This is a genomic window from Pararhizobium polonicum (genome assembly GCF_001687365.1).
Lineage (GTDB): Bacteria > Pseudomonadota > Alphaproteobacteria > Rhizobiales > Rhizobiaceae > Pararhizobium > Pararhizobium polonicum.
On the sequence record NZ_LGLV01000020.1, the window covers coordinates 151,263 to 162,430 of the forward strand.

Sequence of the window (11,168 nt, forward strand, 5' to 3'; positions counted from 1 at the left end):
TCATGCGCGCCACTCGTGTTTCACGCTATTCGGCCGCCTCGGCATAATCCTCAAGCGGCGGGCAGGTGCAGACGAGGTTGCGGTCGCCATAGACGTTATCGACGCGGTTGACCGGTGACCAGTATTTGTCGACGCGGAAGGCGCCCGGCGGGTAGCAGGCCTGTTCGCGCGAATAGGGGCGATCCCAATCGCCGACAAGGTCTTCCACCGTATGCGGGGCGTTCTTCAGCGGATTGTTCACCCGGTCCATCTTGCCGTCCTCGATTGCCTGCGCTTCGGCGCGGATCGCCAGCATGGCATCGCAGAAGCGGTCGAGCTCGGCCTTGGTTTCCGATTCCGTCGGCTCGATCATCAGCGTGCCGGCGACCGGCCAGCTCATCGTCGGCGCATGGAAGCCGCAGTCGATCAGGCGCTTGGCGACGTCATCGACGGTGACGCCGGCGCTTTCGACCAGTGGGCGGGTATCGACGATGCACTCATGCGCGACGCGGCCCTTGGCCGACTTGTAGAGCACATCATAGGCGCCCTTCAGCCGTGCGGCGATGTAGTTGGCGTTGAGGATCGCCACCTTGGTTGCCTGCGTCAGGCCTTCGCCGCCCATCATCAGGCAGTAGCTCCAGGAGATCGGCAGGATGGAGGCCGAGCCGAAGGGAGCAGCCGAGACGGCACCTTCGCCGCCGTCGGTTTCCGGATGGCCGGGCAGGTAGGGCGCCAGGTGCGCCTTGACGCCGATCGGGCCCATGCCCGGGCCGCCGCCGCCATGCGGGATGCAGAAGGTCTTGTGCAGGTTGAGGTGGCTGACGTCGGAGCCGATATCGCCGGGACGGGCGAGGCCGACCATGGCGTTCATGTTGGCCCCGTCGAGATAAACCTGACCGCCATGCTTATGGACGATGTCGCAGACCTCGCGGACATTTTCCTCAAAGACGCCATGCGTCGACGGATAGGTGATCATGCAGCACGAGAGGTTTTCCGCATACTGCTCTGCTTTTGCTCGGAAATCTTCCATGTCGATATCGCCATTGTCGCTAACCTTGACGACGACGACCTTCATGCCGGCCATCTGGGCCGACGCCGGGTTGGTGCCGTGCGCCGAGGTCGGGATCAGGCAGACGTCACGATGATCGTCGCCATTGGTAAGGTGATAGGCACGGATCGTCAGAAGCCCGGCATATTCGCCCTGCGCACCCGAGTTCGGCTGCATGGAAACCGCATCATAACCGGTGATCTGGCAAAGCTTCTGGCTGAGGTCGGTGATCATGTGGCGATAGCCTTCGGCCTGATCGGCGGGCACGAAGGGATGGATTTCGGAGAATTCCGGCCAGGTGATCGGCAGCATTTCGGCTGTCGCGTTGAGCTTCATCGTGCAGGAGCCGAGCGGGATCATCGAGCGGTCGAGCGCCAGATCCCGGTCCGACAGCCGGCGGATATAGCGGGTCATCTCGCTTTCCGCCCGGTTCATATGGAAGATCGGATGCGTCAGGTATTCGCTGGTGCGCAGAAGAGATTCCGGCAGGCGATAGCCGGCCTCGAAATCTTCGACGGTGAAATCGCCGCCGAAGGCCCGCCAGACGGCTTCGAGCGTCACCGGCCGCGAGCGCTCGTCAAGGCTGATGCCGATCTTCGTGGTGCCGATCCGGCGCAGGTTGACGTCTTCGGCAACGGCCGTCTTCAGGATGATGCCCTGGAGCTTGCCGGCATCGACGGTGATCGTATCGAAGAAGGTATCCGGCTCGACCTTGAAGCCGAGCTTTTCCAGGCCGAGCGCCAGCAGGACGGCTTTCTGATGAACGCTCTGGGCGATCGCCTTGATGCCCTTGGGGCCGTGGAAGACGGCGTACATCGACGCCATGACGGCGAGAAGCACCTGTGCGGTGCAGATATTCGACGTGGCCTTTTCGCGGCGGATATGCTGCTCGCGGGTCTGCAGCGACAGGCGGTAGGCCCGGTTGCCGCGGCTGTCGACAGAGACGCCGACAAGGCGGCCCGGCATGGAGCGCTTGTAGGCATCCTTGACGGCCATATAGGCGGCGTGCGGGCCGCCATAGCCGACCGGCACGCCGAAGCGCTGGGTGCAGCCGATGGCGATATCGGCACCCATTTCGCCCGGCGACTTGAGGAGCGCCAGTGCCAAGGGATCGGCCGCGACCGTGGCGATGGCGCCGGTCTGGTGCAGCCGTGCGATCAGGCCGGTGAAATCGTGAACATGGCCGTAGGTGCCGGGATACTGGAAGATTGCGCCGAAGACATCGACCGGATCGAGATCGGCAAACGGGTTGCCGATGACAATCGACCAGCCGAGCGGCTCGGCGCGGGTCTTGAGCAGGGCGATCGTCTGCGGGTGGCAATTCTCGTCAACGAAGAAGGCTTTTGCCTTGGATTTAGACACACGCTCGGCCATCGCCATGGCTTCGGCGGCAGCGGTTGCTTCGTCGAGCAGCGACGCATTGGCGACGTCGAGGCCGGTCAGGTCGCAGACCATGGTCTGGTAGTTGAGCAACGCTTCGAGCCGGCCCTGGCTGATTTCCGGCTGGTAGGGCGTATAGGCCGTATACCAGGCCGGGTTTTCGAGAATGTTGCGCTGGATGACCGGTGGCGTGATCGTCCCGTAATAACCCTGGCCGATCAGCGAGACGAGCTTCCTGTTGCGGTTGGCCGTCTCACGCATCTTGTCGAGCGCTTCGCGCTCGGTCATGGCAGCGCCCCAGGCGAGCGGGGTCTTCTGGCGGATCGACGGCGGAACGGTGTCGTCGATCATGGCATCGAGATTGGGATAGCCGATGACCTTGAGCATCTCGGCCATTTCGTCGGGCGAGGGGCCGATATGACGCCGGTTGGCGAAATCATAGGGCTGGTAGTCGGTGAAGGTGAAGTCTTTCGGCATGCTCATCAGGCGATCAGCTCCTTGTAGGCGGCTTCGTCCAGAAGGGCGTTGACGGCGGACGGATCGGAAAGCTTCAGCTTGAAGAACCAGCCGGCCCCTTGCGGATCGCTGTTGACCAGCGACGGATCGTCGACGATCGCCTGATTGGTCTCGGTGATCTCGCCATCCAGCGGACAATAGACGTCGGACGCCGCCTTGACGGATTCGACGGTGGCAGCGGTTGCGCCCTTGTCGAGGTTCGATCCGGTTTCGGGAAGTTCCACGAAAACCAGGTCGCCGAGCTGTTCGGCGGCATGGGCGGTAATGCCGACCGTTGCGACATCACCCTCGATTTTCAGCCATTCATGTTCGTCGGTAAATTTCAGCATGGGGTTCAGCTCCAGATCAGCGTTTGTAGGTCGGGGTCACGAAGGGCAGGGCGGCGATGGTGACGGGCAGATATTTTCCGCGCACCTCGGCGAAAACTGGGGTGCCATTGGCGGTATGGGCGGTATCGACATAGCCCATGGCGACGGGATGATCGGCGCTCGGGCCAAAACCGCCAGAGGTTACGGTGCCAATGGGAGATTTTCCCTCGGCATCGGCAAAAAGCGGTGCGCCGCCGCGCACCGGCGCCTTGCCTTCCGGCTTCAGGCCGACACGGCGGCGCCCGGCACCATGGGCGAGCTGGCGCAGGATGATATCAGCACCGGGGAAGCCGCCTGCGCGCGCACCATCCGTCCGGCGGGCTTTCTGCACCGCCCATTCGAGCGCAGCCTCAACTGGCGTCGTTCCGGTATCGATGTCGTTTCCGTAGAGACACAGCCCGGCTTCGAGACGCAGGGAATCGCGCGCGCCAAGACCGATCGGCATGACATCGGGGTGCTCGAGGATCCGGCGTGTGACATCTTCCGCAGAGGAGGCAGGAATGGAGATCTCGAAACCGTCCTCGCCGGTATAGCCGGAGCGCGAAATGATGCAGGGCACGTCGTGCAGCTCGGCTTCGGCGACGTCCATGAAGCGCATGGTGGCGATATCGGCCCAGAGTTCGGCCAGAACGCATTCGGCCCGCGGCCCTTGCAGAGCGATCAGTGCGCGATCATCGAGCAGGGTGAGATCGCAGGTCCCGCCGAGGTTCTTTTGCAGATGCGCGAAGTCTTCGTCCTTGCAGGATGCATTGACGACGAGAAAGAGATGGTCGCCGCGATTGGCAATCATCAGGTCGTCGAGAATGCCGCCCGTGTCATTGGTGAAAAGCCCGTAACGCTGGCGGCCTTCAGCGAGGCCCAGCACATCGACCGGCACCAGCGTTTCCAGCGCAAGGGCTGCGTCTTCGATTCGCCCGGATTTTGGCTTGAGGATGATCTGGCCCATATGGGAGACATCGAACAATCCGGCAGCGGAGCGGGTATGAAGATGCTCCTTCATGACACCGGCCGGATATTGCACCGGCATGTCATAGCCGGCAAACGGCACCATGCGGGCACCGAGCGACACGTGCAGCGCATGCAGCGGCGTCTGTTTCAAAGGGGAATGATCGTCCAAATCCGGTCTCCAGGTCTGGCGCACAGGCGCCGGCTCATCTCCACGGCGCATTTCGTGCGTCGTTTCCTCGAGCCCCCTCTGTCCCTTTGCCTGAGATTGTTATCCCTTCGGCGAGCGGAAATGCTTCTCTCCAGAGTCCTACCGGCACCTTGCTGGTCCATTGGCCTGAGAGTTTCCGGGGCGGTTGCTCCTTCGGCACCGGTATGAACCGGATTCTCCCAACAAGATCGATTTCAGATAACGGCGATGCCCGCGGCTTGGCAAGCCCAAAATGTCGCGTCCGAACAGATTTTTGTCGTCGCTGTTTCAGCTCGGTGGCTCGGCGCGGAAAAACAGCCTTTGCTTTTTTGCCGGTGAGGGGATAACGCAATTCTCCGAGACGGAGAGGATGATGGCGGGAGCCGGGCGACATATGTGGGGTGCGGTGCGGGTGCTTTCAGCGCTGGCGCTGCTGTTCCTGTCGTTTGCGCACCAGCCGGCCTTCGCCCGGCAGATCACCCCGGAGATGGCAGCGGACTATAGGCTGCCGGACGGTTCGATCGGCGATATCTGCTTCGGGCTGGATGGTGTCGACGGCAAAGGCCACGGTTCCTCGCACGAGGGGCTGGCACCGGTTTGCGATTATTGCCGGCTGGCCGCGTCGGTGCTTTTGCCGGCACCGCCCGGTGAAAGCTATCTTGTCATCCGGTTAGCAGCGCTGATCTCGGACAAGCCTGATTTTCCTCTGCTTTTCGTTTCGCATCCGCGCAGCCTGCCGCCGTCGCGCGCACCTCCGCTCTCGCTCTGACATCGTCGCTTCGGCGATTCACGTTTTTCAGAGCATTTCAGCCGTTGACGCGGCGTTGACCGTCTTGCCGATGCTGGCAAGACCGGTCCGGAGACAGATCGATGACACAGACCAGAACCACAATTCTTGCGCTCGCATTTTCGCTTGGCGCAACCGCCACCGCCCATGCCCATGCGTCTTTCCAACAGGACGAGGTTGCCTCCGAAAGCAGCTTCAATGCCGTGCTGCAGATCCCGCACGGCTGCGACGGCAAGGCGACCACGGAAGTACAGGTCAAACTGCCGGAGGGGTTCGTTTTCGCCAAGCCGCAGCCCAAGGCCGGCTGGGAGCTTGAGATCATCAAGGGCGACTACCGGAAGAGCTATGACAATCACGGCAAGAGCGTCACCGCCGGCCCGCTGGAAATCCGCTGGAAGAACGGCAACCTGTCCGACGACTATTACGACACCTTCGTGATCAACGGCAAAATCTCGGGCTTCGACAAGGAGACGCAGATCGCCTTTCCGGTGACGCAGCTCTGCGGCGCTTCCGACAAGGTCGTCTGGGACCAGATCGCCGCGGAAGGCCAGAGTGCCCATGCGCTGGAGCATCCGGCCCCGACGGTTACCGTGACGCCTGCGCAGGCCGGCGGACATCACCACGACGACATGGCTGGAATGGCCGGCATGACGGAAACGACCGATGCGCCGGTCAGGGCCGGTGCGCTGGAGATCTCCGGCGGTACGGTGAAGGCGATGCTGCCGGGCGCCAAGGTCGGCGGCGGTGGCTTCATCGTCAAGAACGATGGCAGCGATGGCGATATGCTCGTTTCGGTCGAAAGCCCGGCTGCCGGCCGCGTCGAGCTGCACGAGATGACCATGCAGAACGACGTGATGAAGATGCGCAAGCTGGAGCAGGGCGTTGCCATTCCTGCCGGCGAAACCGTCACGCTTGAAAGCGGTGGCCTGCATCTGATGTTCATGGACGTGAAGAAGCCGTTTACCGAGGGCGACAGCATTCCGGTCACGCTGACGTTCGACAAGGCAGGCAAGGTCAGCTACGTGCTTGCCGTCGGCAATGCCGCCGGTGGTGCGCACAAGCACAAGTAAATCCGGCGATATTCTACCCGGTGGGCGGCGCGGGAAACCGGGCCGCCGTCATTCTGTGGGGCGTCAATCGCCGGTTTCGTTATCGTCCCGGTGCGAAGCCTCGTCGCGGTCATCAGGCCGCGGCTCATCGGGTGCGAATTCCATGTAGCGGCGTACCACTTCGCCGCGCGTGCCCTGCGGCAGGCGGCTGTTGGAACTCATCAGCATCAGCGACAGCGATGTCGGGCTGCGAAGGGCGGCAATCGCGGCGTGGGTATTGACCGCATCGTCCTTTGGCCTGGCCGACAGCAATGTGATCGCCTCGTCGGTCGGGCCATCGCCGCTCATGCGCGCGGACGGCTTGATGGCTTGCGCCGCATAGGCCGCCGTCGTGGCTGACATGGTAATGACCTGCGACATCGACGATCTACCCTTGGCGGGCGCTCCCTTTAAAGTGGCAATCGTTCCATTTTTAAGCCGTCCGCAGTTTCATCCCGGTGAAATTGGGTGCTGGCATTTAAGGCAAATCCTATCGATCCTCCGCTCGAAAACGGGGAATGCGGCGAGGCGGGGCAGGGATGATGTTTCATCCAGGACGCGCATGCGCGGATATCGCCGGGCCCGGCCCTTCACGATATGGTGACCGGAGCGGAATCGTGATGCCCGCGGCATGATATGGCGTTGGAAACCGAAGAAATTGCAGTCATAAAGACTTTGCGGTTCCGATTCTCGCGGACGGACACAGGATGCACGGTGCTCGCCGAGGCGAACACCTCCGGTTGTTTTCGGCGGATGGAATTGGATAATCAAAGCGGATTGATGGGGCTCATGACGATCGAACACAGTTTCTCCCGCCGGGGCTTTCTTGGCGTCCTTGCGGCCGGCACGCTTGCCGGCTGTACCACCACCATGCCGGGAGGCCGGTCGGCGCCCATGCCGGCGAGGATCACCCGGCCCATCGGTCCGCCGTCGGATGCCGAGTTGCAGGTGATGTACGGGCCGGTCGTGGACGGCGGCTATCAGATCCCGGCCATTCCCTATCAGCAGATCGATCCGAAATTCTACCGCCAGCGCGTCGCCGACCGGACCGGCGAGGCGCCCGGTACGGTCGTCGTCGATACGCCGTCGCGTTTCCTCTATGTGGTCGAGCCGGGCGGTACGGCGATGCGCTACGGCGTCGGCATCGGCCGCGAGGGCTTTGCCTGGCAGGGCGACGGTGTCATCCACTGGCGCCAGCCATGGCCGCGCTGGAAGCCGCCGAACGAAATGGTTGCCCGCCAGCCGAGCCTTGCCAAATATTCGATCGCAAATGGCGGCATGGAGCCGGGTCTCAAGAACCCGCTCGGCGCCCGGGCGCTGTACATTTTCCAGAATGGCCAGGACACGCTCTACCGGCTGCACGGCAATCCGGAATGGCAATCGATCGGCAAGGCGGTGTCGTCGGGCTGCGTGCGGCTGATGAACCAGGATGTCATCGACCTCTATCAGCGCGTTCCCGCGAAGGCGAAGATCGTCGTCTGGCAGTAAGGCGTGGCGGGCAGGCGCGGTGCGTCTGCCCGTGGCCGCGCGCAGGGGCATTAACCGAACGCTAACTGCAATGTCCGATTCTGCACGCATTGATCGGGGCGATTGTCCTGATATGCTCCGTTCGACAAAACTTTGGCGCGATTTCAGGCGATAGACGCTTCCATGACTTGTTTTCATCCCCTTCATCGGGCCGCAAAGCGCATCACGTCCGCCCGCATGCTGGTGTCGCGGACACTTGCCGTGCTGGCGCTGGGGGCTGCGCTGTCGGGCTGCATGGCGCTGGACGATATCTCCCAGGCGCCGCCGAAGCTGAGCGGCAAGATGATCGCCGAGATGTCGAAGAAGGGCATGAAGCCGGAAAGCCCGGTGCTGGTGCGCATCTTCAAGCAGGAGAGCGAGCTGGAGGTCTGGAAGGTCGACAAGACCGGCGCCTATGCGCTGTTGAAGACCTATCCGATCTGCCGCTGGTCCGGGGAGCTTGGGCCGAAGACCAAGACCGGCGACCGCCATGCGCCGGAAGGCTTTTATCACGTCTCGGCAGGCATGCTGAACCCGAATTCGCAATTCTACGTCTCCTTCAACCTCGGCTATCCCAACCGGCTGGAATCGGCGCTCGGCTATACCGGCGAGGCGCTGATGGTGCACGGCGCCTGCTCGTCGTCGGGCTGCTACGCCATGACCGACCAGGGCGTCGGCGAGATCTACGCGATCGTGCAGAAATCGCTGGCCGGCGGGCAGGACAAGTTTCAGGTCCAGGCCTTTCCCTTCCGCATGACGGCCAAGAACATGGCGCTGCATCGCGGCGATCCCAACATGTCCTTCTGGCGCACGATGAAGGAGGGCTACGATGCCTTCGAGGTGACGCGCCGGCAGCCGAAGGTTTCCGTCTGCGAGCGCCGCTATGTCTTCAACAAGGAATTCGAGGGCGGCGAGCCGGCCGATCCGCTGGCGGCCTGCCCGCCGGTGATCAACCAGCTCGAACCGCAGGCGATGGCCAGGATCGAAGCGGAAGAGCGCAAGGTCGACATGGCGATCACCGGCTCTGTGCCGGCCAGCACGACGCTGAGCGCCTATTCCGACGGCGGCATGCATCCGAGCTTCCGGGCGCTGTTGAAGACGCAGGGCCCGAAGAAGCTGGCGGCCAGCGTCTCCGGTACAAAATACCCGATCAGCCGCCCGGATGCGGCACTTGCGGACCCGTTCGACGGGCGGTGAGTGTTTTGCGGTATCACGCGGCCTCATTGCGTGGTTTAAAGAGCGATATTTTCAGCCCCCGTCAGCGCCTTCCCGTGCTTGCTCTGGACCGCAGCTGACCTATCTTCATGTTCACCACAACGCTGTGGCGGGAGCCCAATGGCCAACGACCCCTACCAAACGCTCGGCGTGGCGAAAACCGCGACGCAAAAAGAGATCCAGAGTGCCTATCGCAAGCTTGCGAAGAAACTCCATCCCGACCTCAACCCCGGCGACAAGAGTGCCGAGGACCGGTTCAAGACGGTGTCTTCCGCCTATTCGCTGCTGGGTGACGAGGAAAAGCGGGCCCGCTTCGACAAGGGGGAAATCGATGGCGCCGGCACCGAGCAGGCGCCGCGCAACTACTACCGGGACTATGCGGCATCGCCGGGCAAGGACACGCGCTACCAGAGCACGAGCGGCTTCTCGGATTTCGGCGAGAGCGACGACATGTTTTCGAGCTTCTTTTCCCGGCGCGGCCGCGGGCAAACGCGGGGTAGAGATTTGAACTTCTCCATGGAAGTGGATTTCCTCGATGCCGTCAACGGCTCCAAGCAGCAGATCACGCTGCCGGACGGGACGACGCTCGACCTGCAGGTTCCGCCGGGAACGCAGGAGGGGCAGACGCTTCGGCTGCGCGGCAAGGGCGGGCCCGGTTCCGGCGGCAGCCCGGCTGGCGACGCGCTGATCGAAATGCATGTCAGGCCGCACCCGATCTTTACACGCGACGGCGACGATATCCGCATCGAGATGCCGATCTCGCTGCGCGAGGCGATCCTCGGCGGCAAGGTGACCATCCCGACGATATCCGGCCATGTGGCGCTGACGCTGCCGCCCAATTCGAGCACCGGAAAGACGCTGCGCCTCAAGGGCAAGGGCGTGACCCGGCGCGGCGGCGGCAACGGCGACCAGTACATTACCGTCAGCATCACGCTTCCCGAAACCGCAGACGCCGAACTGACGGCATTCGCCACGTCCTGGCGGGCAGGAGAGGCGCACAATCCTCGCAAAACCTGGGGAGGTTGACATGAATCATTTGGAGTATTGCGAGCGTCTCAGCATCGTTTCCTCCACGCTGACCATATGGATCGACCGCCAGTGGATCATTCCGGAAATGACCGATGACGATTCCGAATTTCACGACGCCGACCTAGCCCGCGGCTTCCTCATCCTTGATCTCACCGAGACCATGGGCGTCAACCATGACGGCATCGACGTCATCATGGCGCTCGTCGATCAGGTTCACGGCCTGCGGGCCAAACTGCAGGCGCTGACGGAGGCGATCCGCGAACAGGACGACGATACCGCGCAACGCGTCGTGAAGCGGCTGGAGGCAATGCGATAGGCGAGGGTACGCCAACGCCTTGCCTGTCTGCATGATGCGGCGACATACGGGAGGACTCCTCGATGCGGCATACCTATCGTCTCGATCATTTTGCACTGCTGGTCCGCGATCTCGACCGCAGCGTTGCCTTCTACCGCGACGTGATGGGCTTTTCGCCGATCGAGCGCACCGGCAGTGCGAACGTCGCATGGCTCGATATCGGTGGCGGCGACGCCATTCATCTGATCCAGGGTGATTTCGGCGCGACCCATGTCACCAAGGATACGCATGTGGCGGTGTCCACCGCCGATCTTGATGCGCTGGTCGCCGAGCTTGACGCCGGCGGCATCCCCTTTACCGACTGGCCCGGCAATCCCGGCCGGATCGGCGTCCATCGCAACGGCTTCCGCCAGATCTACCTGCAGGACCCGGATGGCTACTGGATCGAGATCAACGACCACCGGCCGCCAACTGTCTGACGGCGGCCGGGCATGCTGGTGCGTTCACGCGGCGGATTTCGCCCGTGGTTGTCAAAGAGCAAGTCGGACGGGGCGCTCGCAAGAGCCTCGTTTTGTAGTGGGAAAGTGGCTTTCGCCAGCGCCCCGTTCGGCGGTTTTTGCCCGCGACTCCGGTTTCTCTGCAACCGGCCCCTTGGCCGGTCTTCTGTGCCGCACAGGCACGTCCGCAGCCGCGACAGCCTGCGGAGGGAAACCATTTTCCGCGAACCCCCGATATGAGGACTTCCGTCCTTTCCCCACACCCGGCGCCGGCCCCGCCTCGCTGCCACGGCTGGCAGTGTATCCTCGGCGGAACGATCAGGAG

At 62.8% G+C, this 11,168-nt stretch carries 11 protein-coding genes and 1 riboswitch; of the genes, 7 read left to right on the plus strand and 4 right to left on the minus strand.

All coding sequences use genetic code 11. The features are described from left to right. Nucleotides 1-25: 25 nt before the first annotated feature. From gcvP to gcvT, 3 genes are read right to left on the minus strand one after another with little or no spacing between them, the layout of a single operon-like run. Nucleotides 26-2,890, minus strand: coding sequence for an aminomethyl-transferring glycine dehydrogenase (gene gcvP, locus ADU59_RS27300; protein WP_068958588.1), 2,865 nt, complete (start codon nt 2,888-2,890; stop codon nt 26-28). Continuing rightward, nucleotides 2,890-3,252 (minus strand): glycine cleavage system protein GcvH, encoded by a 363-nt coding sequence (gene gcvH / locus ADU59_RS27305; RefSeq protein ID WP_068958590.1) that lies wholly within the window; start codon nt 3,250-3,252, stop codon nt 2,890-2,892. The genes gcvP and gcvH overlap by 1 nt, the downstream gene beginning before the upstream one ends. A gap of 16 nt (nt 3,253-3,268) precedes the next feature. Next, nucleotides 3,269-4,408 carry a glycine cleavage system aminomethyltransferase GcvT gene (gene gcvT, locus ADU59_RS27310; protein WP_068958632.1) on the minus strand — a complete coding sequence of 380 codons (1,140 nt, stop codon included), beginning with the start codon at nt 4,406-4,408 and terminating at the stop codon, nt 3,269-3,271. A 143-nt stretch (nt 4,409-4,551) separates the two neighbouring features. After that, nucleotides 4,552-4,639: riboswitch (glycine riboswitch) on the minus strand. A 160-nt stretch (nt 4,640-4,799) separates the two neighbouring features. On the opposite strand from gcvT, the gene ADU59_RS27315 reads away from it, so the two are divergent. Next, a complete protein-coding gene (locus ADU59_RS27315; protein ID WP_068958634.1) occupies nt 4,800-5,195 on the plus strand; it encodes a DUF2946 family protein in 396 nt (131 codons plus the stop codon). A gap of 101 nt (nt 5,196-5,296) precedes the next feature. Then, nucleotides 5,297-6,283, plus strand: a complete 987-nt coding sequence (locus ADU59_RS27320) for a DUF1775 domain-containing protein (RefSeq protein WP_068958592.1) — start codon at nt 5,297-5,299, stop codon at nt 6,281-6,283. A 63-nt stretch (nt 6,284-6,346) separates the two neighbouring features. Here ADU59_RS27320 and ADU59_RS27325 read toward each other — a convergent pair whose 3' ends face one another. Next, entirely contained in the window at nt 6,347-6,682 is a 336-nt protein-coding gene (locus tag ADU59_RS27325) for a hypothetical protein (RefSeq protein ID WP_068958594.1), read from the minus strand. A gap of 408 nt (nt 6,683-7,090) precedes the next feature. On the opposite strand from ADU59_RS27325, the gene ADU59_RS27330 reads away from it, so the two are divergent. The 5 genes from ADU59_RS27330 (at nt 7,091) to ADU59_RS27350 (ending at nt 10,825) form a co-directional block, all read left to right on the plus strand. Then, nucleotides 7,091-7,789 (plus strand): L,D-transpeptidase, encoded by a 699-nt coding sequence (locus tag ADU59_RS27330; RefSeq protein ID WP_068958636.1) that lies wholly within the window; start codon nt 7,091-7,093, stop codon nt 7,787-7,789. Nucleotides 7,790-8,005: 216 nt separating this feature from the next. Further along, nucleotides 8,006-9,004, plus strand: a complete 999-nt coding sequence (locus tag ADU59_RS27335) for a L,D-transpeptidase family protein (protein WP_068958596.1) — start codon at nt 8,006-8,008, stop codon at nt 9,002-9,004. 138 nt (nt 9,005-9,142) lie between these two features. Beyond that, nucleotides 9,143-10,048: a DnaJ C-terminal domain-containing protein gene (locus tag ADU59_RS27340; protein ID WP_068958598.1), complete on the plus strand. Its 906-nt coding sequence runs from the start codon at nt 9,143-9,145 to the stop codon at nt 10,046-10,048. Between the two features lies 1 nt (nt 10,049). Beyond that, entirely contained in the window at nt 10,050-10,367 is a 318-nt protein-coding gene (locus ADU59_RS27345) for a chaperone modulator CbpM (RefSeq protein WP_068958600.1), read from the plus strand. 62 nt (nt 10,368-10,429) lie between these two features. Next, complete coding sequence (locus ADU59_RS27350; protein WP_068958602.1) at nt 10,430-10,825, plus strand: VOC family protein; 396 nt, start codon at nt 10,430-10,432, stop codon at nt 10,823-10,825. Nucleotides 10,826-11,168 lie beyond the last annotated feature (343 nt).